22 protein-coding genes are annotated in these 25,580 nt (G+C 54.6%); 7 read left to right on the top strand and 15 right to left on the bottom strand.

Annotation, left to right across the window (positions count from 1 at the left end; translation table 11 throughout):
* Positions 1-64: 64 nt before the first annotated feature.
* From VHE34_RS05665 to VHE34_RS05650, 4 genes are all read right to left on the bottom strand, one after another.
* The gene (locus tag VHE34_RS05665; RefSeq protein WP_325585537.1) at positions 65-2,416 is read right to left on the bottom strand and encodes a TonB-dependent receptor; all 2,352 of its coding nucleotides are present in this window, start codon (positions 2,414-2,416) and stop codon (positions 65-67) included.
* Between the two features lie 10 nt (positions 2,417-2,426).
* Positions 2,427-3,170: a hypothetical protein gene (locus VHE34_RS05660; protein WP_325585535.1), complete on the bottom strand. Its 744-nt coding sequence runs from the start codon at positions 3,168-3,170 to the stop codon at positions 2,427-2,429.
* Positions 3,171-3,201: 31 nt separating this feature from the next.
* Entirely contained in the window at positions 3,202-3,867 is a 666-nt protein-coding gene (locus VHE34_RS05655) for a hypothetical protein (RefSeq protein ID WP_325585533.1), read from the bottom strand.
* Between the two features lie 537 nt (positions 3,868-4,404).
* Positions 4,405-6,255 (bottom strand): cation-translocating P-type ATPase, encoded by a 1,851-nt coding sequence (locus tag VHE34_RS05650; RefSeq protein WP_325585531.1) that lies wholly within the window; start codon positions 6,253-6,255, stop codon positions 4,405-4,407.
* 83 nt (positions 6,256-6,338) lie between these two features.
* Here VHE34_RS05650 and VHE34_RS05645 point away from each other — a divergent pair, with 83 nt between their 5' ends.
* Complete coding sequence (locus VHE34_RS05645) at positions 6,339-7,205, top strand: AraC family transcriptional regulator (RefSeq protein ID WP_325585529.1); 867 nt, start codon at positions 6,339-6,341, stop codon at positions 7,203-7,205.
* Between the two features lie 72 nt (positions 7,206-7,277).
* Here the strand turns inward: VHE34_RS05645 and VHE34_RS05640 are convergent, their stop codons facing one another.
* The gene (locus tag VHE34_RS05640; protein ID WP_325585528.1) at positions 7,278-7,541 is read right to left on the bottom strand and encodes a hypothetical protein; all 264 of its coding nucleotides are present in this window, start codon (positions 7,539-7,541) and stop codon (positions 7,278-7,280) included.
* Between the two features lie 176 nt (positions 7,542-7,717).
* Here VHE34_RS05640 and VHE34_RS05635 point away from each other — a divergent pair, with 176 nt between their 5' ends.
* Positions 7,718-10,195 (top strand): TonB-dependent receptor, encoded by a 2,478-nt coding sequence (locus VHE34_RS05635; protein WP_325585526.1) that lies wholly within the window; start codon positions 7,718-7,720, stop codon positions 10,193-10,195.
* Positions 10,196-10,253: 58 nt separating this feature from the next.
* Here VHE34_RS05635 and VHE34_RS05630 read toward each other — a convergent pair whose 3' ends face one another.
* Positions 10,254-10,613 carry a heavy metal-associated domain-containing protein gene (locus VHE34_RS05630; RefSeq protein WP_325585524.1) on the bottom strand — a complete coding sequence of 120 codons (360 nt, stop codon included), beginning with the start codon at positions 10,611-10,613 and terminating at the stop codon, positions 10,254-10,256.
* 36 nt (positions 10,614-10,649) lie between these two features.
* Positions 10,650-11,303, bottom strand: a complete 654-nt coding sequence (pyrE, locus tag VHE34_RS05625) for an orotate phosphoribosyltransferase (RefSeq protein ID WP_325585522.1) — start codon at positions 11,301-11,303, stop codon at positions 10,650-10,652.
* 55 nt (positions 11,304-11,358) lie between these two features.
* On the opposite strand from pyrE, the gene VHE34_RS05620 reads away from it, so the two are divergent.
* Positions 11,359-11,994, top strand: a complete 636-nt coding sequence (locus VHE34_RS05620) for an NUDIX hydrolase (RefSeq protein ID WP_325585520.1) — start codon at positions 11,359-11,361, stop codon at positions 11,992-11,994.
* Here VHE34_RS05620 and VHE34_RS05615 read toward each other — a convergent pair.
* The 6 genes from VHE34_RS05615 to VHE34_RS05590 form a co-directional block, all read right to left on the bottom strand.
* The gene (locus VHE34_RS05615) at positions 11,951-12,394 is read right to left on the bottom strand and encodes a hotdog fold thioesterase (RefSeq protein ID WP_325585518.1); all 444 of its coding nucleotides are present in this window, start codon (positions 12,392-12,394) and stop codon (positions 11,951-11,953) included. The genes VHE34_RS05620 and VHE34_RS05615 overlap by 44 nt on opposite strands.
* A 9-nt stretch (positions 12,395-12,403) precedes the next feature.
* Positions 12,404-12,922, bottom strand: coding sequence for a pantetheine-phosphate adenylyltransferase (coaD, locus tag VHE34_RS05610; protein ID WP_325585516.1), 519 nt, complete (start codon positions 12,920-12,922; stop codon positions 12,404-12,406).
* A 57-nt stretch (positions 12,923-12,979) separates the two neighbouring features.
* The gene (locus tag VHE34_RS05605; RefSeq protein ID WP_325585514.1) at positions 12,980-13,906 is read right to left on the bottom strand and encodes an aspartate carbamoyltransferase catalytic subunit; all 927 of its coding nucleotides are present in this window, start codon (positions 13,904-13,906) and stop codon (positions 12,980-12,982) included.
* 76 nt (positions 13,907-13,982) lie between these two features.
* A complete protein-coding gene (gene pyrR / locus VHE34_RS05600; protein ID WP_325585512.1) occupies positions 13,983-14,504 on the bottom strand; it encodes a bifunctional pyr operon transcriptional regulator/uracil phosphoribosyltransferase PyrR in 522 nt (173 codons plus the stop codon).
* Between the two features lie 141 nt (positions 14,505-14,645).
* Positions 14,646-15,203, bottom strand: a complete 558-nt coding sequence (locus tag VHE34_RS05595; RefSeq protein ID WP_325585510.1) for a hypothetical protein — start codon at positions 15,201-15,203, stop codon at positions 14,646-14,648.
* A 132-nt stretch (positions 15,204-15,335) separates the two neighbouring features.
* Positions 15,336-15,935 (bottom strand): porin family protein, encoded by a 600-nt coding sequence (locus VHE34_RS05590; protein ID WP_325585508.1) that lies wholly within the window; start codon positions 15,933-15,935, stop codon positions 15,336-15,338.
* Between the two features lie 140 nt (positions 15,936-16,075).
* Here VHE34_RS05590 and VHE34_RS05585 point away from each other — a divergent pair, with 140 nt between their 5' ends.
* Entirely contained in the window at positions 16,076-16,525 is a 450-nt protein-coding gene (locus tag VHE34_RS05585) for a hypothetical protein (RefSeq protein ID WP_325585506.1), read from the top strand.
* A gap of 44 nt (positions 16,526-16,569) precedes the next feature.
* Here the strand turns inward: VHE34_RS05585 and pruA are convergent, their stop codons facing one another.
* Both pruA and prfB read right to left on the bottom strand, forming a co-directional pair.
* Positions 16,570-18,201, bottom strand: coding sequence for an L-glutamate gamma-semialdehyde dehydrogenase (gene pruA / locus VHE34_RS05580; protein WP_325585504.1), 1,632 nt, complete (start codon positions 18,199-18,201; stop codon positions 16,570-16,572).
* Positions 18,202-18,219: 18 nt separating this feature from the next.
* A protein-coding gene (gene prfB / locus VHE34_RS05575) for a peptide chain release factor 2 (protein ID WP_414709849.1) occupies positions 18,220-19,312 on the bottom strand; the annotation gives its coding sequence in 2 pieces (ribosomal slippage) (positions 18,220-19,263 and positions 19,265-19,312; 1,092 coding nt in all).
* Positions 19,313-19,992: 680 nt separating this feature from the next.
* Between prfB and VHE34_RS05570 the strand changes: the two genes are divergently transcribed.
* The 3 genes from VHE34_RS05570 to VHE34_RS05560 all read left to right on the top strand — a co-directional run bounded on the left by VHE34_RS05570 (position 19,993) and on the right by VHE34_RS05560 (position 25,327).
* Positions 19,993-22,380, top strand: coding sequence for an ABC transporter permease (locus VHE34_RS05570; RefSeq protein WP_325585500.1), 2,388 nt, complete (start codon positions 19,993-19,995; stop codon positions 22,378-22,380).
* A gap of 7 nt (positions 22,381-22,387) precedes the next feature.
* Positions 22,388-24,805 carry an ABC transporter permease gene (locus VHE34_RS05565; protein ID WP_325585498.1) on the top strand — a complete coding sequence of 806 codons (2,418 nt, stop codon included), beginning with the start codon at positions 22,388-22,390 and terminating at the stop codon, positions 24,803-24,805.
* Between the two features lie 219 nt (positions 24,806-25,024).
* The gene (locus tag VHE34_RS05560) at positions 25,025-25,327 is read left to right on the top strand and encodes a YtxH domain-containing protein (RefSeq protein ID WP_325585496.1); all 303 of its coding nucleotides are present in this window, start codon (positions 25,025-25,027) and stop codon (positions 25,325-25,327) included.
* Positions 25,328-25,580 lie beyond the last annotated feature (253 nt).

Raw genomic sequence — 25,580 nt, 5'->3', positions numbered from 1 at the left:
GTTCAAAGATACGATTATTGCAACGCAGTTGCAATAAATCTTATCAACGTCTGCGGCGAACCTTTTAAAATGGCACCGACACCCGCAGGATCACATTCCTGCCTATCTCATCGATAAAATACCGGAACTTGTCCATATAATCCCGGTAAGCCACGTTGGTCAAATTCGTTGCCGTCAGGCTGACGTCCATCCACTTCTTTCCCACGGGGATGGAACAGCCCGCGGCCGCTCCCCATAAGATATAGCCATCCGGCGGCGGCGCATAGTCCTGGATCTTCGTTGGCACCCGCACCTGCCTGGGCACCGCGAGATTGTTCACGCTTATGAACAGGGCCTTCACCTTTTTTCCCACCATCGGCCATTCATATTTCAAGGTATTGTCGAACTTGTCCGAAGGGATGCCGATAAGCCAGTCATCGGTGGAGACGTCACGGGCGCGCACGATGCTTGTCTTCGAGGTCAGCAAAAAATGTTTAAGGAACGAATACTCGACCGTGAGATCGACGCCCTGGAACAGGGCATTGGTCTGGGTATAGGTGAACGACGGAAAAGCGCCCTGGATGGTAGATTGCACTTTTGGCGCATCCGGCCGCAGATAGATGTAGTGATGAAAATAATTGATGTATCCGCCGGCTTCGATGTGCAGGGGCCCGATCAGCCAGTTGAACGAAAGGGTATTGTTATAGGCGGTTTCCAGCGTCAGGGTGGAATCCCCATGCTCGTAATCCACGGCACTTTGGTGGATGCCGTTGGCGAACAGCTCGATCACCTGGGGCGGCCGCCATGCGGTGCCAAAGTTGTAGTCGACGGAGAAATGGTCGTTGAAATAATAGACCGCTCCGGCATTGAAGGTCGTACGGTTCCAGGTGTAGGTGGGCCGGTCTTCCCGCAAGGTGCGGGCATCGACGGTGTAAGCACGCATCCAGCGGTAATCGTAGCGCAATCCGGCTTCGACGGTGAGCTTTTTCCACTCCGCCTTTTCGATGAGGAAGGCGCCCCCGCCATAGTCCACGAAGTTCGGGATCAGTTCCTGGTAGCCGGTGCCCTGTTGCAGGTTGCCATGGGTAAGGTAGTTGAGGCCAAAGCTGCCGACGATCTTTTTCCCGATGGCCGGGTGTTGCCAGACCAGGTCGTTGGTATAGGTCGTCAGCCGGAAATAGAGGTCCGGCGGGTTCAACTTTGCCAGCGAATCGTTGAACGAGATATCGGCGTCGTATTCCTTGCGGGTGTCTACCTGCCGGGCAAATACGTAGTCCAGGCGTCCGAACTTGCCCAGTTTCCAATAGGCATCGGCTTTCAGCAATTGGTGGTCGATGGTTTGGTAAGGTCTGACGATCGAATAGGTAAAATCCGCCTTCACCGCCGGTTCGGGACGGGCTATCGCGCTCAGCAAGTCCTGTACCGTGCCGATATGCGAAGCTGTCGCAATGCCGATCTTCGTAACAAACCGGCTGTAATAGGCCTCGATACCATAGCGGTCCTTCGCATACCGCAAGGTTGCAGAATAGTCGCCTTCGTTATACCCGGTATTGCCCAACCAGTAGTTAGCCGCCTCCGCATTTCCTGCCTTTTTCAGGGAGCCCTGGAGCCGGAAGCTGAGTCCCTTCCATTTGCCGCCCGCGGCGCCCTCTACATTTCCGGATACCGCTCCGCCCCGGCCATTGGTCATTCCCACGACGTCCACGCCCCCGCCGAAGCCGGGTTCAGCCGGCAGTTCCTTCGGTTCGACGAGAATGACGCCTCCGATGGCATCCGATCCATACCGGATGCTCGCCGGGCCTTTGATGACGGTGATGCGGGTAGCGATAAAGGGATCTATCTCCGGTGCGTGATCGTTTCCCCAGTTCTGTCCTTCCTGCCGGATCCCGTTGTTCAGGATCAGGATGCGGTTACTGTAAACGCCATGGATCACCGGCTTGAAGATGGTCGGACCGGTTTGCAAGGTATTCACCCCCGAGATCGTCTTCAGCGCCTCGCCCAGCGAAAGCCCCTTCGTCTGCTCCAGCGCGGCGCCGCTGATGGTGGTCGTCACGGCCGTACTCAGCTGGTCCTTCTTCAGCATGCGCCCCGTGACTTCGACGGTATGCAGTTGATCGGCCACCGTATGCAAACTGACCTGCAGCGTGATATCTTTGTTTACCCGGACCACGGTGTCGAGGGTACGAAATCCTTCACAGCTGATCACCAGTTCAAGCCTGCCGTTGCAGATATGATCGATGGAGAAGGTGCCGCTGCTGTCGGCGCGTACACCCCGGTTCAACTTTGGCAGGTTAATACTTACAGCACCCGGCGGCAACGCAGCGGAGTCCGCTGAGATCACCTGGCCCCGGACCACCAACGGACAGGAAGGGGATTGACCCTTCACCGCCGTGGCAGCCAGAAGCAGGAATGCATATATCCATATGCGTGTTATCATAAAAAGAAGCTTATTTTCCGAAAACGTAGGCGACTCCCAGTGACACGTTGAAACCCGCCAAAGCCTCGTTATAGCTGTTGACCAATCGGCCCGCCGCATTGTTCCGCTCCGTATTCTGGATCGTGAAGTTGGGTTTGGAATAGAAATAGTCGCCCAGTAGCCGGATGCCCAGTCCCTTGTACACCCGGTAGCTGACACCGATGCCGCCGTCGAAACCGAAGGCCGTCTTGGATGCCGATTGCTGTACGAAGGTGCCGTCGTCGATGTCGCTGTCCGTCACATAGACGCTGATGGTCGGCGTGGTCACGTGCGTGATGCCGGCCAGTGCCCGCGCCATGAACGAGAACTTTTTGGCGATGGGCTGATCAAAATAAAGGCCGGGCATCAGGCTCCAGGCTTTCCAGCTGGTGGCTGTCGTCCCTACGGAGTCCACATCGAAGGAATCCTGGTATCCCGCCGAAAGGACGTCGATGTCCTTGGTCTTATAGGTTCCATAACGGAACAATCCGCCGATGCCGAAATGTTTCGAAAAGAACCATGCGCCGTTGACTTCGACGAGTGCGCCTTTATCGGCAAAGCCTGCGGGATCGGAGGCATAACCGTTCGTGCTGGAAATGAAGGCCGACTTGCCCCAGTTGCCCGTAGGAAAAGAAATTCCGCCGCTAACGCCGATAAAACTAGGTCCTTTTTGGGCCATTGCGCCCATGGTGAGCATCGATGCGATCAGTGTAGCACCTATTTTCAATTGTCTCATATTTTCAATGTTTTTACTATTTGGGTATCGATTATTGAATGTTCACTTTGTAGTTGACGTCAAGGTCGGAAGAGCCCGGGTCATAAGTGCCGTTCTTCACATTGGGTTGATGGCGGAGTACTACCCGCAGCCATCCGGTACTGGCGGCGCCGGTGACGAAATTGTCCGTCAGGCCGATCTGCAAGGGAGGATTGTTGGAATCCTGGTCGGTACGGCTGACCACAAGGTTCAGGTAGGGGCCGGTTGCGCTGGTCACGGTTCCATCATTTGCCGGAATATCCGTGGAGGTGTTGCTGATGACCAGGTTCGAAGCGGAGATCGGGGTGGGCTGGAAAAAGAACAAGTGATAATTCTGCCGTTGCTTGATCTCATCGCTGACCACCACGGCCGGCTTTTGGGTTTCGTCGAGCAGGATCACCTGGGCGCTGTATGTGGCATTTGCCTTCAGGTTCAATATGGCCAGGCTGGTGTCCGGCGCGGCCGAGCCTGTCGGGTCCAGCTGCCGCCAGATAGCCGTCTGCGTGTCGTTGGCATCGGCGGTATTGGTGAGTTTCAGCTCCACGGTCGTCAGGAATTCATTACTGGGGGGAGCGGGAGTTCCGGTCGATTCTTTTTTATTACAGCCTGCCAGCAGGGCAAGAAAAATTACGCATGCGCCAAATACGGATTGGCGACGCAATGAAGACGTCTTTTTCATCGAAGAAATTTTTAAAATATGGGAAATTGCAGGATACAACGGCATGTCCCCATCAGGGAACACAGCCGGCGAATTGGAAACGAATGCGAATTAAACGAGAGCGGGAGGCCCGCGCAGTCCGTAGAGGGGGTGAAACCGGCAAAGCGGCGCGACGAGTACTGTCGCACCACGTACAGCAAGAGCAGTAGCCACTGTTTCCGGACCTGCGAGATGGGAAACAAGAAAGGGAAGAGTGACGACAAGATTGTCCGTGGCGCAATGGAAACTCGCGGTGTTCAAATGCTCCGCGGCGCATGGGCACACTGGTAGGTGGACATCCCGATGGTGCGCGATGAGCGCGTGTATCGCGATCTTCGGCGTGATTGCCAATGCAAAAAGACCCAGGAGGCCGGTAGCGAGAAAAGATCGTATGGTTCGAGTGAGATTCAAACAGTCCTATACAACGCGCATTTGCAGCGCGGTTGCAAAATAGGACATTATTCCGATACTGCGAAAAGATTAGCAAATCTGAGAGTGTTGCCGGAGCGGGGCCCGGCATTATTTTCGAAAAAGCCTGGCGGAGTTAAGAATAAAGGTCAGCTCGGAAATAACATGAATAAGGGCCGCCCCCAGGGGAGTGATATACCCGGCAAATGCAAGGGAAATACCGCATATATCGACTATTACCGTCCCCCAAAAGTTAAATAGGATCACCTTCATGCACTGCCTGCTGATCTGCAGGGCCGCTGCTATTTTCAGCAGGTTGTTGTTCATGAGTGTCATATCGGCGCTTTCCAGGGCAACGGCAGTTCCACTGGCCATTGCGATACCCACCGTTGCCTCTGACAGGGCTGCCGCATCGTTAATGCCATCACCTATCATTGCGATCTTCTTTCCGGACTGCATCAATGCGCGCACCCTTTCCATTTTTTCCGCCGGCAGCATTTCCGCATATACCTCGTCTACGGCTAAAGAACGGGCAACAGCCGTGGCGACGGCTTTTTGGTCACCAGTCATTAATATGACCCGGCAATTCAGCTCTTTTATTGCTTCGATGGCCTGCCGGGCTTCGGGTCTTATTATGTCCGCAACGCTGATAGCGCCGGCGATAGTATTGTTCCGGAGAACGAAAACCGTTGTATATCCTTTTTCCCTTTCCCTGCTTAGGTAACCCGATACAGCGGTATCGAAATCACCCGCTTTTTGCGCTACCAGGTTGGCGTTGCCCACCAGGATCTCATCGGTATCGATGATGCCGATGATGCCTTGTCCCGGCAGATACCGGATATTGCTGTAAGAAAAGAGTGGAAGGTTATTCGTTTTTGCCCTGGCATTGATCGCCGCTGCAATGGGGTGTTCGGAATGTTGTTCCACAGAGGCGGCTAATTGTAAGACCTTTTCCGTGCTGACACCGTTAAAACTTTCGATGCTCATTACCGCGGGCTCACCGAGCGTCAAAGTGCCGGTTTTGTCCAGGATGACGGTATCCACCATTGCCAATTGTTCCAGGTAGATGCCTCCTTTTACAATGATGCCTTCCCTGGCGACCCGACCGATGCCTGCCAGAATAGCAAGAGGAGTGCCGGCGGCTACTCCACAGGCGCCGGCGGCTACCAGCGCAGCAATGGCAGATACGGCGTTATGGGTGAACAGCCAGGTGATGGCTGCACCTGCCAGCGCAAGGTAAACCAACCTTGCGGCCAGCTTATCGGCCGTTTTCTGGATGGGGGCCCTCGATTGTTCGGCTTCCTCGATGATGGCAATTATTTTTCCAAAAGTCGTATCCTGGCCTACCCGTTTTACCTGCACTTCGAGAATACCGGATTGATTCAATGTCCCCGCAAATACTTCCACTCCTGGCGTCTTTTCGACAGGGATGGATTCCCCGGTGAGCGAAGATTGATCGACAAAGGAGTTTCCTTTTACCACAATGCCGTCCACTGGAATGGAAGCACCTGGCTTTACGACGACTATATCGTCTGTTTGTATATCGGTGATGTCCGAGTCGCTCTCCATTTGCCCGCGGCGCACGGTAGCTTTCCGCGGAAGAAGCGCTACTAACTTTTCGATGACATTTCTGCCCCGTGAGACCAGGAGATGCTCTAAAAATTCAGCGATGAGTACAAAGAATGTAATAACCAGGCCCGTAAAATATTGCTGGATCGCGAGGGTGGCGATGACGGCGATGGACATGGAAAGCTCCATGGTCATGCGGCGCTCGCGGATGTTCTGAAAAGCTTCCTTGAACATCGGGTATCCCCCGACAAGGGTGGCCAGGATGGCAATGAAGTCGAATTGCGCCAGGTATTTCCAGGCACCCAGCCAGCTTAGCAGCAAAGCGATAGCTACCGCCCCAATGCGGACCAGGTCTTCTGTATGATGAGGGTGTTCGTGTTCTTGTTCAGACATCCTTATTCATTTATGAGGCAAAACTATAGCACGCCCCTGTTAAAAACGGGTAAAAAAACGGCGTTTTTAGGTATATTTACGGCATGACAACCTATTTCCAGGAGCCGGATCTTGCAATGACGGTGAAGCAGGTACAGGCCAATAATTCCCCGCCGCACCGCCATCGCCATTTTGAGATCGTTTCTGTGTTAAGTGGCCGTGGCAAGCATGTGATCAATGACAACCAGTTCGATTACACAACCGGAGACCTGTTCCTGCTGACGCCGCAGGACCTGCATACCTTCAAAGTGGCTATCCCGAGCGAGTTTTGCATCGTTGACTTTACCGGTAGCTTTTTCGCATTTATCGGCAGCCCCGAAAAAGATCAATTCCAGCTGACGCCACTTTTTGAGCAGATGGAATATGTATTTCACAATCATCATCGCATCAAGGGAAATATCATTGCCGATGAAGAGGACAGAGTTTGGGCACAGCTATTGATAAAACGATTGTTATCGGAAAAAGAGCAGGAGGATTATGGAAAGGAAAACATCTCCAAAAATATCGTTTTTTTACTACTTCAGCTCATTGCCCGGCATATCCGGCGCCAATTAATTTTCCCCTTGAAAACGCCGCGAGCGGAAAGAATGGTGCAGGGTATCGTCAATTTTGTTCATCAGCATATTTATGATAAAGAGGCCTTGAAAGTAAAGAACATCGCCCACCATTTCCACAAATCAAAAGACCATATCAGCCTCTATTTCAAGCAACAAACGGGAACAACGCTGAAGGAGTATATATCGGCTTATAAATTACAATTGGTCAAGACGCGTTTGCTATACAGCGAACTTAGTATTTCCGGCGTTGCCGCCGAGCTGGATTTTACCGACGAAAGCCACTTGAATAAGCTTTTTAAAAGAAGATTTGGCGTTACGGCGAGCGCCTACCGCAAAAAAGCCAAGGGGGCGTAAACAGTTTCGCAAAAAGGCCTAATTTGCAACAAGGTTACGATCTTGCGGCACAAAACGACCATACGAACTGTCTTAAGCGGAGTAATGCTGCTGATGTTTTCGCTCAGCATCACCCCCAAGCTCTTTTTGCATGACCTTGTTGTGCGGCATAGAGACAGCTCCATTTCCTCCGGCAAGTACGTGCAGGTCGGCAAGACCGGATTCCGGTGCGATTGTGAGAACCAGGTCGTAGAGCTTCCCTTTCTTACGCAGGTTGGGTATTTTTCGTTGACTGCCCCGGTTTATTTTCCTGTTTATGCTCTTGGGACGGATTACCGGTTTTATTCTTTTCCCCATTTTATTTTCGGACTTCGCGGTCCGCCTGTTACCGGGTGACTTCTTCCTTTGACCGTGACAGAAGCCGGCGGCCTGCCTGCCGGGTTTTTATCCTCTTACATCTAACTATTTTATTGGAAATGTAACGCCGGATCTTTGCGGCCATTTTGCATTTTCCATACGCTAAAATCGATTTCATGAAGGCTTTATCGTTGCGCTATCTATACACTACTATCTTACTTCTGGGCATTAGCCCGCTGCTTGCGGCCGGAACTATCGCGGGCGGAACCTTATCGGGAAAAGTAACCGAAAGCGGGAAGAACACCCCGCTTGCAGGGGCTTCGGTATATATCCCCGACCTGAAGTTGGGAGTGATTGCCGACAATGACGGGAACTACAAATTCAACAATCTCCCTTCGGGAACCTATCTCGTCGAAGTCCATTATGTGGGCTTCAAAACCTTCACGAAGATGGTCACGGTGAGTGGCCCGGTGACACAGGATTTTGCGCTGTCCGATCAATATGTGGAAGAAAACACGGTCGTGGTGACGGGTCAGTCGAAGGCCACCCAGATCAAGAGGAGCCCGGTGCCTATTGTTGCTATCAATCATGACTATATTGCGACCAACCTGAGCACCAATATCATCGATGCCATTGCCAAGGTTCCGGGTGTGAATGCGCTGACTACGGGGCCCAACGTCTCCAAGCCTTTTATCCGGGGACTGGGCTATAACCGCGTACTTACTTTATACGACGGGGTAAGGCAGGAGGGGCAGCAATGGGGGGACGAGCATGGCATTGAAGTAGACCAGTATGGAATCGACAGGATCGAGGTGATCAAGGGGCCAGCCAGCCTGACCTACGGGTCGGATGCGATGGCCGGGGTGGTCAACCTCATTCCGACCCCGGCGGCGCCGGAAGGGAAGATCATCGGCAGCCTGTCCGGTGAATACAATACCAATAACAGGATGGTCGGTGCGTCTCAAATGTTAGCCGGCACCCGGAACGGCTTTGAGTGGATGACGAGGGTATCCCACAAGCAGGCCATCGACTACCAGAATACAATCGACGGCCGGGTCTACAATTCGGCTTTCAACGAGAATGACGCGAGTCTTTCCCTGGGTCTGCATCGCGATTGGGGATATTCCCATCTCAGTCTTTCTTATTTTGATGATCTGCAGGAGATACCCGACGGCAGCCGGGATTCGGCCACCCGTCAGTTTACCAAGCAAATAACGGAAGACGATACCGTCAGACCCATCGTGTCGACCGATGAGCTGACCACCTACAAGATGAGCGTTCTTCACCAGCATATCCAGCATTTCAGGGCTTATTGGACCAACAATTTCATCATCGGGGACGGCCGGCTGGCGGTGAACCTGGGTTTTCAGCGGAGTATGCGCCGGGAATTCAGCCATCCCACCGAGCCGCTGATCGCGGGGCTGTTCCTGCAACTGAATACCTATTCTTATGATGTAAAATATTATTTCCCGGAATTCAGTGGTTGGAATCTCACAGCGGGTGTGAATGGGATGTACCAGGACAATATTGTTACGAAGGGAACGGAGTTTGTGATCCCGACTTATCATCAATTCGATGTCGGTCCGTTCGCGCTGCTGAAGAAGACCTTCGATAAACTCGATATTGCCGGCGGGCTTCGGTTCGACAGCCGCAGCTTCACGAACAGGCAATTGTATACAGGCTCCAACCCGGTGACGGGATTCGATATGCCGGTGTATGGGGCGGATACGGCCGGCGCCAACCCGGTATTTCCCAATTACAGTCATACCTTTTCGGGTCTGACCGGCAGTGCGGGCGCTACGTATAATTTTACGGACCAATTCTCGATAAAGGCCAATATTGCCCGGGGGTACCGTGCGCCAAACATTGCCGAGATCTCGGCCAACGGGGTGCATCCCGGTACGAATCAATACCAGATCGGAAATGGGGATTTTAAACCCGAGTTCAGTCTGCAGGAAGACATTGGCGCCGCCTTTACTTCCCGGTACCTGGAGGTGAATCTCAGTGTATTCAATAACAACATCTCCAATTACATCTTCAACCAACGGCTGTTGAATGCGAGCGGCGGGGACTCCGTGCTTGTTCCGGGTAACCAGACCTATAAATTCCAGCAGGGCAAGGCCCGGTTATACGGCGGTGAGTTCAGCATCGATATTCACCCGGTGAAAGCCCTTCATTTCGAGAATAGCGTGTCTGCGGTATATGCGCTTAACAAGGGGGTCGACGCTAAGTATAAGACGGACAGCAATAAATATCTTCCTTTCATTCCACCCGTGCATGGACTGTCCGAATTGCGCTATGATATCGAGGCGCCGTCGCATCATATTGTCAATGGGTTTGTGAAGGTGCAGGTAGCCTGGTACGCGGCGCAGAACAGGGTCTATCTGACCGATAATACGGAAACGGCCACTCCCGGATATGCGTTGTTCAACGCCGGGATCGGCGCCGGGATCACCAATGGCAGCGGCAAGACCCTCTTCAACGTCTATGTCATGGGAAACAACCTGTTCGATGTAGCTTACCAGGATCACCTGAGCCGGCTGAAATACTTCGAGCAATATTCGTCGTCGCCCAATGGACATCTTGGAATTTACAATATGGGAAGGAACATCGCTATTAAGGTGGAGTTTCCGTTGAGCTTTGATTCGAAATAGATAATCAATGAAAAAGCCCGGCCGACAGCCGGGCTTTTTTTATGCCTGGGACTCGGTGTTATTGTTTTTTGCCGCCGCCGTCTTCGGGTTTCTTGCAGCAGGTGGGGAGCCGTTTGTAGGCATCGGGTTCGGCGGTGACGTCGTCGGCGTCGTAGCCGACATTGGCGATCATGGCCTTAATATTCTCGATATTGGTGCGGTCGGTGAGGTAGGTGACGGTGGTGGTCTTCTTTTTATAGTCGACGTTGACTTTTACGATGCCGTCCTCGTGGGCCATGTAGCGTTCGATCCGGGCCTTGCATTGATCGCATTGGACGGTGGGGGTTTTGATCACCGCGGTGAGCTGGGGTTTCGTCTGGGCGATGGTGGTGGTTGCCAGGCCGAGGAGGAGGGCGAGAAGAAGGTGAACTTTTTTCATATGTAATGGAATTTGTGTTTGTAATATACGACTTTTTTAGCGGCCGGGTTGCCAGGCGGCAGGGTCTTTGCTCCATTCGAGGAGTACGCGTTCGTCCTGTGCGCTCACGAGTCCTTTTTCGAGGGCGAGGTGGATGAGGGTCGGGTAGTTGGAGAGGGAGACATAGGGAACGCCGGCTTTTTCGAAGGCTTCGCCGGCGGCGGAGAAGCCATAATTGAAGATGGACACGAGACCGACGACCTCGAGGCCTTCGGCGCGGAGGATGTCGATCACCTGCAGGCTGCTTTTGCCGGTGGAGATGAGGTCTTCGATGACTACGGTAGGTTGTCCTTTTTGGTAGTAGCCTTCGATCTGCTGGCCGAGGCCGTGTTCCTTGGGTTTGCTGCGGACATAGACATAGGGCAGCTTGAGCTGGTCGGCGGCCATGGCGCCCCAGGCGATACCGGCGGTGGCTACGCCGGCCAGCAGGGCGGCTTCGGGGAACTGCGCGAAGATGACGTTACAGAGTTCGGATTTGATGAAATCGCGGATATAAGGGAAGCCGAGGACTTTACGGTTGTCGCAATAGATCGGGCTTTTCCAGCCGGAGGACCAGGTGAAGGGCTGTTGGGGGCTGAGGCGGATGGCCTCTACCTGAAGGAGTTTTTCGGCTACGGCCCGTTCATTGGTGGTGATGATCTTTTCTGCCATGACGCGAAAGTAGTTAAATTGCATCAAACGGGCTAAAACGCCGGTTGCGCTGCTTATGTACATCAAGATCTACTTCAACGACAAGCCCCTGTTCCTTTGTGACGAGATGACGTCCGAGATCAAAGAATACGCCCATCATGACGATGCGGTGATGATCGATGATTTCTCGCATCCGGCGGTGAATTCGATGATCCACGAGATGCGGCAGCCGAAAGTGCATGCCGGCATCTTTGTCCATAAGGACTTCGGGGAGTTGCGGAAGGCCTTCTGGAAGAAGTTCTTGCTGGTGAAGGCGGGTGGCGGGCTGGTGCATAACAGGGAGGAGAAATATCTTTTCATGTTGCGGCGGGGGGTATGGGACTTGCCGAAGGGGAAGCTGGATCCGGGGGAGACGATCGAGCATTGTGCGATCCGGGAGGTGATGGAAGAAACGGGGATTGGGGGGGTGATTATGGAGGGGCCGTTGCTGATCACGTATCATACGTATGACGAGAGCGGGAAGCATATTTTGAAGGAGACGCACTGGTTCCGGATGCAGGCGCCGGCGCCGGGTGAGCTGACGCCGCAGTCGGAGGAGCAGATAACGGAGCTGCGTTGGGTGGACGCGGATGGGATGAAGGTGTTGCTGCGCAACACCTTTCCATCGATCAAGGATGTGATAAAGGCGGCTGCGGGACTATCGCCACAGTGAGGCGGCTGACGCAGACGAGTTTGTCGCGGGAGTCGTAGATCTTTATATCCCAGACATGGGTGGTCTTGCCGGTATGGAGGGGTTTGGCGATACCGGTGACGAGGCCTTCGCGGACCCCGCGGAGGTGGTTTGCATTTATTTCGATGCCGACGCAGTTGAACTTGCTGCTATCCACGACGAGATGGGAGGCGAGGCTGCCGAGGGTCTCGGCCAGGACGGCGGAGGCGCCGCCGTGCAGCAGGCCGTAGGGCTGCTTTGTCCGGTGGTCGACGGGCATGGTCGCCTTGAGGTAGTCGTCACCGATCTCGGTAAAGAGGATGCCGAGATGATCGCCCATGGTGTTGTTGCCGAGGGCCTGGATGGCGGCGGGTTGAATGTCGGGATGGAACCAGATGGCCATAATGTGGGATTAATAGGTGCGACGATGGGGGGTGACGGGTTTTCCACCGGAAAGGTTCTGGCCGTTGAGTGAGCGTTGAACTACTTCGGGGAGGAACTGCATGACGTCGCCGCCGTTTCGGAGGACGTCGCGGACGAGGGTGGAGGCGACGGAGGTGTATTGGGGCAGGCAGGTGAGGAAGATAGTCTCGATGTTGGTATCGAGGCTTCGGTTCATGTCGGCGATGGCCTTTTCATATTCGAAATCGCTGACATAGCGGATACCGCGGAGGATGAACCGGGCGCCTACCTGCTGGCAGGCCTTTATCGTGAGGCCATCGTAGATGATGGCTTCGACCTTGGGATTTTCCTTATAGATTTCGCGGATCCAGCCGAGGCGTTGTTCTTCGGAGAACATGGCCGTTTTGTTGGCGTTGCGGCCGATGCCGATGAAGAGTTTGTCGAACAGCGGGAGGGACCGGTTGATAATATCCTGGTGACCGATGGTGATCGGATCGAAGGTTCCCGGGAAGAGGCCGATACGTTGCATAGGCGAAGCGATTGTGGTTATATGGGCGAGGCTTCCGGCCTCATTTTTTTGTTCCTCTTATTGTGTTCCTCCGGCCAGGAGATAGAGGACGGCCATGCGTACGGCCACGCCATTCTCGACCTGGTGGAGGATGATCGACTGTTTGCTATCGGCCGCGTCGCTGTCGAGTTCGACGCCCCGGTTGATGGGACCGGGGTGCATGATGACGATGTCCTTGCGGAGGCTGTCGAGGAGGCGTTTGTTGACGCCGTAGGCGAGGCTGTATTCGCGCAGGGAGGAGAAGAGCGGCTGGTTCTGGCGTTCGAGCTGGATGCGGAGGACGTTGGCGACGTCGCACCATTCGAGGGCGTTGCGGAGGTTGTATTCCACGCGGACGTCGAAGGCTTCGCGGATATGGACGGGAATGAGGGTAGGGGGGCCGGCGATGGTCACTTCGGCGCCCATTTTCTTCAGGAGATAGATATTGCTGAGGGCGACGCGGGAGTGCATGATGTCGCCGATGATGGCCACTTTTTTTCCGGCCAGGCCGCCGAGCTTTTCGCGGATCGAGAAGGCGTCGAGGAGGGCCTGGGTCGGGTGTTCGTTGATCCCGTCGCCGGCGTTGACGATGGCGGCGGGGATATGTTTGGCCAGGAAGTGGGGGGCTCCGCTTGCGCTATGGCGCATGACGACCATATCCACTTTCATGGAGAGGATGTTGTTGACGGTGTCGAGCAGGGTCTCGCCTTTGGCGGCCGAGGAGCCGGAGGCGGTGAAGTTGATGGTATCTGCGGAGAGCCGTTTTTCGGCAAGCTCAAAGGAGATGCGGGTGCGGGTCGAGTTCTCGTAGAAGAGATTGACGATGGTGACGTCCCGGAGGGTGGGGACTTTTTTTATGGGTCGTTGTAAGACTTCTTTGAATTGGGTGGCTGTGTCTAAAATGAGTTGAATATCAGCCGGTTGTAGGTCTCTAATGCCAAGTAGATGTTTTGTGCTCAGTTGCATTAGAAGGCAAAATTAGGGTAAATTTTTATTTTATGGCGGCGTTTTTTGGGTGGGCCTGTGCGAATTGGCGGAGGGGTTAGAGGAGGGCGACCTCGTCCTTGCCGTCCTTTTCTTTCCAGTAGACCTTTACTTTTTGGGTAATGATGGAGTCGATGGGGCGGCCGACATAGTCGGCCTGGATGGGCAGTTGGCGGCTGTAGCGGCGGTCGATGAGGACGCATAGTTCCACTTTGGCGGGGCGGCCGAAGTCCAGCAGGGCGTCGAGGGCGGCGCGAATGGTACGGCCGGTCCAGAGGACGTCGTCGATGAGGATGACTTCTTTATTCTCGATGGAGAAAGGGATCTCGGTCTGATTGAGTTCATGTAGTCCTTTGCGGACGTCGTCGCGGTAGAAGGTGATGTCGAGCTTTCCGTATTGGATGGCTGCCGGTGCGACTTCGGACTGCAATTGTTGAACGATCCGGTCGGAGAAGTAGATGCCCCGCGGCTGGATGCCGATGAATACGGTATTGGCCAGGTCAAGATGGTTCTCGAGCAGCTGGTTGGCGAGGCGTTGGATGGTGAGGGCCAATTGCTGTTCGTTGAGGATGATCTTCATGGGATCAAAAATAATAAAAAGAGGCCGTCTCAATTCAAAAGTGGACGGCCTCTTTTTATTCAATGATGTCCGGCCGGCTTCGCCGGGCCGGGGAAAAAGAGGCCGACGCTTGCGCGCCGGCCCCGGGTAGAATGATTTTTATTATTTGCCGCCGCCACCGAAGGTGTAGAGGGCGGAGAGGCCAATCTGGCTGAAGGTGCCACCGGAGACGGAGGTGCCGTCATAGCTGAGGATAAACTGGATCGGGTTGGCGTTGTAGCCTACCTGGGGACGGTACTCGAAGCCGCCGGAGCCGCCGCTGGCGCCATTGCCGATATTGGTGCCGGAGACGCTTACGGAATAGTGACCATAACCGATCTGGGCGCCAAAGAAGACTTGTTCGGTGGCATAGTAGCGAGCACCGACGATGACGGGGATGTGGCCGTAGTTGGCTTTGTAGGTTCCGCCGATGCCGTCGTCAAAGGATTTTCCGGCGAAGTAGGTGTAGCCGGTTGTTGCGACGCCGGTGACGTTCTCGGTAAAGGCGTACTCGCCCTGGAGTTCACCGCCGATCCCGAAGGAGGTGACGTTGTGGAAGTCTCCAACGGGCAGGCCGAGATGGATGCCGGCGCCGAAGTGGAAGTCCCCTGCGGCCATTTGGGCTTTTGAAACAATAGCGGTTGTGCATAGTACTGCGACGGACAAAAGGAGTTTTTTCATACTTGTGAGGTTTTTGGTTGTGGGCAAAAGTACCCGTGGACAACTAATTAGCAATACCACTTAGTGGGTATTTTAACTAAAAAGGACCGCATTTTATTGCGGCCCTTTTCTAACGATCTTTTTTGCAAATTATTATCTACGAGCGCTATTGAACAATGTGTACGTTAGACCCAATTGGACAACGCTGTTGCGGATCGAGCCGTTTTGGCGGGTGACATCGAGGTTTTCGACGTTGGTGATGCCGAGGTTGTAGCGGAAATCGATGCCTACGGGGCTCATCGGGATCTTGTAGCCTACCCCGAATACCCATGCGAAGTCGGCGGAGTTGTACAGGTCTTTGTTGTCATAGCTGTTGCCCTGGGTGTGTTCATGCGCGCTGAGCAGGAAACCGACCTGGGGACCCGTTTCGAAATAGAGACCCTGGCGGCTGGACCATTTCAGGAGGAGGGGGATGTTAAGGTAGTTTGCGTGATAGTTGTCGCTGTACCCGCTTACCCGGTAGCCAGCGCCCTGACCCGAATAAACAAGCTCCGGCTGAACGCCGAATCCCGGTGCAACGCCAAACCGCATAAAAACGCCTGCGTTGACGTTACCCATTACTCTGCTGTCGCCGGCGTCGCTCCCTATCTGCGTGGCGAAGTTTACTCCCCCCTTTACTCCGAATTGCACCGATTGCGCGTGCGCGGTTGCGAGAGAGAACCCTGCAAAAAGGACCAATGCTAGTTTTTTCATAATCAAATTATTATTTTTTTGTTACTGGTTGCAAAGATAGTGCCTGACTGTCCACCTTTGATATTTGATAAGATTTTTAATGCGGTCTTTTTTGTTACATAAAATTGGCTATCATTGTAGTAATAACCCTCAATACCCTTATGATAACTGTTAGTGACCTCAACGGCAAGGAAGACAATTACACCTGGTGGCTGAACATTATGCCTGATGAAATGCCGCGGCTCAGCCTCCTCCCCAAAGAAGTAAGAATGCGACTGGATTATTCTCCCGGCTCACTGGATGTGCTGGAGAATTATATCCGCGCCAATTACACGATGGAAGAAATGAAGGATCGGAAGAACAAGTTTGCGCGTGACCTTTTTGCCCGGTATGTCGGCGAGACGCTGCGTAGGAACCAACCTGAGCTGTACTGGTCGTTCGAGACGGAGGACGATCAGAGTCCTTTTTATGGGGTTCCGGTGTTGTTGACGCTTGGGCAGGAAGATCATGTTCCGCCGATGACGCCGGCGATCTGGGTGGTGACGCTGATCGAGCGAGTGGACGGCGGATTTTTGCGAGGGCAATTGAAGCCGGCGAAGAAGGCGGCCTAGCCTCACATGGTGGAAACAAAAAACCGGGCTGACGCCCGGTTTTTTTATTCAGTGAGGAATGGGTAACGGTAATCCGTGGGTGGAGCGAAGGTTTCTTTGATGGTCCTTGCGCTCAACCAGCGATAGAGGTTGAGCATCGAGCCGGCCTTATCATTGGTGCCGGAGGCCCTGGCGCCGCCGAAGGGTTGTTGGCCGACGACTGCGCCGGTGGGTTTGTCATTGATGTAGAAATTCCCTGCGGCATTGCGGAGCCGATTGGTCGCCAGGTCGATCGCGGTGCGGTCGCGGGCGATGATGGAGCCGGTGAGGGCGTAGGGCGAGGTGGAGTCGACGAGTTCAAGGGTCTGCTCGAATTCGGCGGCGGGATAGACATAGATGGTGAGGACGGGCCCGAAGATCTCTTCGCACATGGTGACGAATTTGGGATCTTTCGCCTCGATGACGGTCGGCTGGATGAACCAGCCTTTTGACTTGTCGGTGTTGCCGCCGACGAGGATGGACGCTTTTGCGGGGTCGGCCTTTACCTTATCGAGATAGGAGCTGATCTTGTTGAAGCTTTTTTCGTCGATAACGGCGTTGACGAAATTGGAGAAGTCTTCCACGGTGCCCATTTTAAAGCTTTTCACGCCTTCGACGAGCTTCTTTTTGACGGACTCGGCGATGTTGGAAGGGATGTAGGCGCGGGAGGCTGCGGAGCATTTCTGTCCCTGGTATTCGAAGGCGCCGCGGAGCAGGGCGGTGGCCAGGACATCGGGGTCGGCGCTCTCATGAGCGAGTACGAAGTCCTTACCGCCCGTTTCGCCGACGATGCGGGGATAGCTGCGATAGTTGCTGATGTTTTCCCCGATGGTTTTGTAGATATGATTGAAGATGGTGGTGCTTCCGGTGAAGTGGATGCCGGCGAATTCTCTGTGGCTGAAGCAAATTTTGCCAAGGGAGGCTCCGTCGGCATAGATGAGGTTGATGACTCCGCCGGGGAGACCCGCTTCTTTGAGGATGCGCATGAACATCTGCGCGGAGAAGATCTGGTTATGGGCGGGTTTCCAGACCACGGTGTTGCCGCAGAGTGCCGCGGAGGTGGGCAGGTTGCCGCCGATGGCGGTGAAGTTGAAGGGGGTGATGGCGAGGACGAAGCCTTCGAGGGGGCGCCATTCCGTCCGGTTGTGAACGCCGGGGCTGCTGACGGGCTGCTGGCGGTAGATCTCGCTGAGGAAGTGGACATTCCAGCGGAGGAAGTCGATGAGTTCGCAGGCGCTGTCGATCTCGGCCTGGAAGGCGTTCTTGCTTTGGCCGAGCATGGTCGTCCCGTTCATATAGGGGCGATATTTCGTGGACATCAGGTCGGCGGCCTTGAGGAAGATAGCGGCGCGATGTTCCCAGGGGAGGGCGGCCCATTTCTCTTTTGCTTTGAGGGCTGCGTCGATGGCTTGCCGGATATGGGTCTCGCCGCCTTCGTGATAGTGGCCGAGGGTGTGGGCTGTTTCGTGGGGAGGGTGGAAGGCGATCTTTTTTCCCGTACGTACTTCTTCATCCCCGATGAACATGGGGATGTCGTGTTGGGTGGACTTTAGTTCCTGCAGGGTCTTTTTGAGTGTTTCCCGCTCTTTTGCGCCTGGGGCGTAGGTGAGGACCGGTTCGTTGGCCGGCGCCGGATAATTGAAGGTTCCTATGCTCATGTGTTATCGGTGTGTGTTTTACGATGTTGTTTCTTTTTCGGACATTAAATAGGCTTTTATGAATCCATCCAATTCTCCGTCCATCACTGGTTGCACGTTGCCGACTTCGAAGTCGGTGCGGTGGTCTTTTATCATTTTGTAGGGGTGGAAGACATAGCTGCGGATCTGCGAGCCCCATTCGATCTTCTTCTTTGTCGAGTTGGTGGCGTTCTTGAGGGCTTCGCGTTTGCGGAGCTCTTCTTCGTAGAGGCGGCTTTTGAGCATCTTCAGGGCTTTCTCGCGGTTCTCGCCCTGGGTACGGGCTTGCTGGCATTCGACGATGATGCCGCTGGGGATGTGTTTGAGGCGAACGGCCGTTTCCACCTTGTTGACGTTTTGCCCGCCTTTGCCGCCGCTGCGATAGAATTCCCATTCCAGGTCGGCGGGGCTGACCTCGATCTCGATGCTATCGTCGACGAGGGGGTAGACGAAGACCGAGGCGAAGGAGGTGTGGCGGCGGGCGTTGGAATCGAAGGGTGAGATGCGGACCAGGCGGTGGACGCCGCTTTCGGCTTTAAGGAAGCCGTAAGCGAAGGGACCGTCGAATTGGATCGTGGCGCTTTTGATGCCGGCGCCTTCGCCGTCCTGGAGATCGAGTTCGGTGACGGACCAGCCTTGTTTTTCGCCGTACATGCGGTACATGCGTAGCAGCATTTCGGCCCAGTCCTGGCTTTCGGTGCCGCCGGCGCCGGAGTTGATCTGCATGACGCCGGGGAGCTCATCCTCGGGTTGGTTGAGGGTGCTTTTGAACTCGACCTCTTCGATCTGGGCGAGGGCCTTCTCATAGGCTTCGCGGGTTTCTTCTTCGGTGGCTTCGCCGGCCTTCCAGAAATCGAAGAGAACGGCGAAGTCTTCGACGGCCGAATTGACCGAATCGTAGAGCTTGACCCAGTATTCGTTGAGCTTGATGTTTTTGAGAATTTCGGTCGCGCGTTTGTTATCGTCCCAGAAACCCGGGCTTAGCGAGAGTTGTTTTTCTTCGTTGATCTTATATTGACGGTTGTCGACGTCAAAGAAACCTCCTCAGGACGACCACGCGGTCCCTCATAGACTTGATCTGTTCTTGTGTCATGATTGTCAAGGCTTTGGGGGGTTTGTTATCCCAAAGTGACCGCAAAGTTACGGATTGTGGGCGGGTTTTGATTCGCGGATATTATCCCTTGGTAGTGCAGTAGTGATGTGGATAACTATGTGATTAACCTGTGCGTACTAATTGGTCTAAAAATTTGGAAACGGGGGATGTGATGATGTATCTTCAAAACACAATCGGGAAGCGGAGATCAATCAACCGAAGGAAGTTTTCCGAGAGAAGTCTAAGCCCAGGACGGGGCGAATTACCCAGAAAGAAAAGCTTAATCCAGATCAGGCAAGGAGACAATCCGAGTCAGGTGGAAGAATTGTGTTCGAATCCGAAGAAAGAACGGAAACCGGTCAAATTAAGGAGGTCAAATCCGAGTTTGAAAAAGGGCCGATCCGGGAGCGGGTGAGGTATGCAAGTCTGAGACCTGATAAGGAGGAAAAATCGAGTCGGGTCGTTTAAAGATTGAGTCCATCGTTTGGGGATTAGCACCAAATAGGGTATAAAACAACTCAAAAACAGGGAAGTGAAGCCTAAGTTTTGACCAACGAGGGTGGAGCGACCTACAAAAGCATCGGGTCAGTAGGTATGGAGACTTCGGTCGAAATACTGAGAAGACTTGGTGCTTTTTGTTTTTGTTTAGGGGGCGAAATGGAACCTTCGTATATTAGGGAATGATCCTCTTTTACCTGCGCGGCGCCTTCCGCAATCTTTGGCGAAATCCTTTTTATAGTTTGATCAATATCGGTTGTCTTGCCGTTGGACTGGCGGTGAGCATGACGATACTGTTATATGTATTGCATGAGCACAGCTATGACCGGTGGCAGGCGAATGCGGATAGGACTTTCAGCACCTGGGGGACCTTTCATTTTGGTAATTCCGAATGGCATTCGGGAGCCCTGACGTATGTCACGGGGCCGATGCTGGAAAAGGAGGACCGGAATGTCGAAAGTTATGTCCGGACCTGGCAGGCCTATAAGGCGCCGGTGGTGCAGAATGCGGCGAAGCCGATCGAAGTGACGGGCGCCGACGGGCCATTCCTGTTTGCGGATGCAGGCTTCTTCCGGTTCTTTAGTTACCGGATGCTGAAGGGTAGCCCGGAGCAGGTGTTGCGGCGGCCCAATACTGTGGTGGTGACCTTGCGTGCGGCGAGGAAATATTTCGGATCGGCCGATCCGATCGGGCAGGTCTTGTTGTACGATAAGGTGTTGCGGTTGGAGGTCACCGGAGTGGCGGCCGATCCGCCGTCCAATACGGGGTTGGACTTCGATTTTATCGGTTCTCTTGCCGGGGCGCAGACGAATCCTCTCTTACAACAGCCTTTGCAGGCGCAGACGCCGGGTGGCGGCAATTTTGCCACCTGGTTCCGGCTGAAGGATGCGTCGGCGGCGCCGGAGGTCGCGGGGACGCTGACCCGGATGGCGCGTTCGGTGGGACAGGACGAGGTGAAGACTTCGTTCGAGCTGGTTCCGCTGACCCAGGGTCATTTGTTTGGGCGGGAGCGTGGGCTTGGCAATTACCTGGATATCTTCCCTTATGTCGCGGGGTTGGTGCTTTTACTGGCGATGATCAATTATATGAGCCTGGCGACGGCCCGTGCGGCGCTTCGTTCGAGGGAAGTCGGCGTGCGAAAGGTGATGGGGGCGGGGCGGTCGACGATCGCCGGGCAGTTTTATACCGAGTCTGCCTTCTTTGCCGTACTCTCGTTTGGGTTGGGTTTCCTGCTTTTTTGGGTCTTCCGGCCGGTCTTCCTGCACCTGCTGCAATTGAAGATAGACAGTGCGTTCCTGTGGACGCCGGTGGTGGCCGCGTGTTTTACGGGACTGCTGGTGATGACCATCGCCGTGAGCGGCAGTTATCCTTCGCTGGTATTGTCGGCCTTCAAACCGGTCGCTGTTTTATACGGCAAGCTCAGCCGGAGGCGGGGTGGCGAACGGGTGCGTAAGGGGTTTATCGTGTTCCAGTTCAGCATTTCGATGATCCTGATGCTTTGCAGTGTCGTCGTTGAGAAAGAGCTTTACCTGATCCGGCATGCCGACACGGGCGTGGACCGGGAAAATATAGTGATGATCCGGTTTGGCACCACCCTTCCCCATTACCAGGCCTTTAAGCGGGAGGTGCAGGCGCTGCCCGGGGTGCGGGGGGCGGCCACGGCCCATTACCCGATGTATGGGGGATACGACCTTTGGTCGGCGCAGGTGAAAGGTTCGGACAAACAGATGATGTTGTCCATCCTGGATGCCGACAACGACTTCCCTCAGCTGCTGGGGCTGCAGTGGAAGACCCCTCCGCCGCCGACGGCGGGATTATATGACGGAAAGCATATCCTCTTGAATGAACAGGCTGTGGCGAAACTCGGCCTCGGCAGTGATGTCATTGGGCGGCGTCTCCAGCTTGGGTCGGCGGAATTCCAGGTGGGCGGTGTTTTGAAGGATTTTGTGTATGGTTCGTTGAAGAACGAGGTTGGGGCGCTCGGATTGTTTGTCGGCGGGGACACGGCCCGACGCTGGGGGACTACGAGCAATGGCTGGATGTTCGTCAAGGTGAATGCGCATGTCAACCTGCCGACGCTGATAGCCTCCCTCAGGTCAGCCTATGGTAAATACGATCACGACCTGGCATTCGAATATCAATTTCTCGATGAGGCATTTGACAAGGTGTATAAGGCGGAGGACCGGCTGGCGGGGCTGATGGGGTTGTTTACGGGCATTACCATTGTGATCGCCTGCATGGGACTTTTTGCGCTGGCGACGTTTGCTGCGCAGCAGCGGGTGAAGGAGATCGGCATCCGGAAGGTGCTGGGGGCGTCTGTGGCGTCGATCGGGGGATTGTTATCCCGGGATTTTCTCCGGCCGGTGTTGCTGGCGGTGGTGATTGCCTGTCCCGTATCGTGGTGGCTGATGCGCCGGTGGCTGGATAATTTTGTGCACAGGACCTCCCTGTCGTGGTGGGTGTTTGCGGTGAGCGGCGCGGGGCTGCTGGGGGTGGCGCTGGTGACGGTGCTGACGCGAAGCCTTCGGGCGGCGCAGGCGAACCCGATCAAAAATCTGCGAACCGAATAACCTGGATATGATCTTTAACTATTTGCGGATGGCTTTGCGGCAGATGCGCCGTAACAAATTGTACAGCGCCATCAATATTTTTTGCCTGGCGGCGGGGATTACTGTAACCTTGACGATCGTCCTTTATGAATTGCATGAGTACAGTTATGATCGCTGGCATGCCCATTCGAAGCGTATTTTTTCGATGACCAGCGGGGAGAGCTTTGGGCCACAGATCTTTTTCAGTCCGCAGCTGACGATTGTCGCCGGACCGGCGGCGAAAGAGGCGGATGCCTCGGTGCAGGCGATGACCCGGATGTATCCAGTATTCCTGGGTGTGGACCTGCAAAACAGGGCAAAGCCGGAACTGCGATTCCGGGAGACCCGCGAGATGTATTTTGTGGACAGCAATTTTTTCAGTTTTTTCAGTTTTCGACTGTTGCGGGGGAACCCTGCTACGGCGCTTTCGCGGCCGTTTACTGTGGTGGTGACCAAGAGCCAGGCGACCAAATATTTTGGTTCGGAGGACCCGATGGGTAAGACCCTGCTGATGGACGGCCGGTTTCCGCTGGAGGTGACCGGTGTGGCCGCCGATGTTCCCAGTAACAGTTCGATCCAATTTGGATTGCTTTCGGCGATCAGTACGATGTCCGGTGTGGAGAAATTTCAGGACTATCTGCATGACGAGGTTATCCGAAATGGGGCCTTTTCCACGTGGCTGCTGCTCCGCGATGCGCGGGATACGGCAAAAGTCGAACGGAGCCTGGCACGGATCGGGCAAGCGCTGGAGGGAAGGGTGAAGGAACCGGTTGGAGACGGGCCTTTCAAACAACTCCATCAATACCGGCTGTTTCCGATCAAGGGGCAGCATCTGCGATTTACCGGGGTGCATGGGCGGTACCTGTGGCCGCTGGTGCTGGTGGCCGGGGTGATCCTGTTATTGGCGCTTGTGAACTATATGAGCCTCGCCACGGCCAGGGCCGCGGTGAGAGCCAAGGAAGTGGGTGTTCGAAAAATCCTGGGTGCGGGAAGGTTGAGCCTTGCGGGGCAATTCTATACCGAAAGCGCCGTCTTCGCCGTAGTGGCGTTTGTCGTTGGGGGAGTGTTGTTCCTTTGGCTGAAGGGCAATTTCTACCAGCTGATGGGCATCAGGATCGACCCGGGCTTTTTGACGGACCCGATGGTGCTTGGGTTTTTTTCGGGTTTGTTCGTGCTGATCGTGCTCATAGCGGGAAGCTATCCTTCGCTGGTGCTGTCGCATTTCCGGCCGGTGGCCGTACTGTATGGTAAATTAAGCAGGAAGCTGGGTGGCGAGCGGGTGAGGAAAGGATTTATCGTGCTGCAGTTCGCGATCTCGATGACGTTGGTGATCAGCAGTGCGGTAATCGGCAAGCAGCTCTATTTCATCCGTCATGCAGATACCGGGATTGACCGGGAGAATGTTGTCATGCTGCCTTTTGCATCGACCATGGAACACTATGCCGCCTATCGCCATGAGGTGGAGGCATTGCCGGCCGTAAAAAGGGTTGCCACGTCACATTTCGAGCTTTACGCCGATGGTGTCTTTATGCATATGGTGGATCAGCCGGGTAAGAGTTCGCCGGCACAGGTCGATGGCCTCATCGTCGACAGTAATTTTATTTCGATGCTGGGGATGAAGTGGGAGGAGGCGCCGTTGGCCGGCAGTCGTTGGACCGGTAAGAAAAACATCCTGTTGAATGAAGCGGCCGTGGCCGATCTTGGACTCGATAAGCCGGCGGTAGGGCGCCAGCTGCGGATCGACAAGGAGCTGGTCACTGTTGCGGGGGTGTTGAAGAACTTCAATTACCTGTCCTTGCATGCGCCTATCAAGCCGTTTGCGGTGACGGTGACCGAGGATGCCGCCAAGGAATGGTCACCGGGAATCTACGGCTGTTTGTATGTAAAGATCGGCGCGCACGTCAATGTGCCAACCGTGATGGGGGCGATCAAAAAGATCTACGGCCGATATGATCTGCACACGCCTTTCCGATTCGACTTCCTCGATGAGGCGTTCGACAACAACTATAAGCAGGAGGATCAGTTGGCGGGGTTGATGAGTGTGTTTACCACGATCACTATTGTGATCGCCTGCCTGGGCTTGTTTGCGCTGGCGACGTTCGCGGCGGAACAACGGGTGAAGGAAATCGGCATCCGTAAGGTGCTGGGGGCCTCCGTCGCGTCGATCTGCCTGTTGCTTTCCGGGGGCTTCCTGCGGCCGGTATTGCTGGCCGTGGTCATCTCCTGTCCCCTGGCGGGTTGGGTGATGCACGGGTGGCTGGCTGATTTCGCCTACAGGATCCCGCTGTCGGGGTGGATCTTTACGATGGCGGCGATCGGTCTGATGGGGGTGGCTCTCGCGACGGTGTTGTTCCGCAGCCTGGGGGCGGCGCGGGCCAATCCTGCCGACAACCTGCGGTTGCCTTAGGTGGGGGCTGGAAGCCCTGGAGCTGATCGGCCGGCATCGGCCGGATTTTCTTTTCGCCGATATCGAGATGCCGGGTTATCCGGGCTCCGGTGACCTGTGGATTTTATTGCCCATTTCCCCGATGTTGTTTCCGGCACTCCCTTTTAACGATTTTCGGCATTGTTCTTGGACGGTGAAAAGTATCGCACATCTAATTTATTCACCCATCAAAATACTACTATGAATGCACAGAAAGTTATGATCGGCACTCTGGCGGCGCTTGCCGCAGGCGTGGCTGTCGGCATTTTGGTTGCCCCCGCAGAAGGAAAAGAAACACGCAGGAAGATCGCGGATACGGCCGATTCGTTGAAGCGGAAGCTGCGGAATCTGAGAGGGGTGACCATGGATGAGCTGGACGAGCTGAAAGAGATCTTCGAAAGGGAAGCGGAAGGGATGAAAGAGGACGTCCGCAACCATGTGCTCGAGCTGATCAAGGCGGCTAAAGAAAGGGGAAATAATATCAGGGAGCAGGCATTGTCCTGATAGCATATCTTTGTATAGGCCGGGCCAGCCTAGGTCCGGAGGAGAGGAGCCCCGTAAGGCTTCATTGAGTTAGGAACCCCGTAAGGTTCTATTGAACTGGGAATCCCGTAAGATTCCAGAGGGTGGACCCAAAATGTTTGGGCCCACCTTTATTTTTGGGGATGGGGAGACTGGGTATTTTTCGATCCTGTGTATCGTAAAAGTACTATTTATAGAGAAAAACACCTATGAGTTTTCCTTGAAATCTGTATTT

It is taken from the genome of Puia sp. (assembly GCF_035546395.1).
Lineage (GTDB): Bacteria > Bacteroidota > Bacteroidia > Chitinophagales > Chitinophagaceae > Puia.
This window is presented reverse-complemented; position numbering and strand designations above follow the sequence as displayed.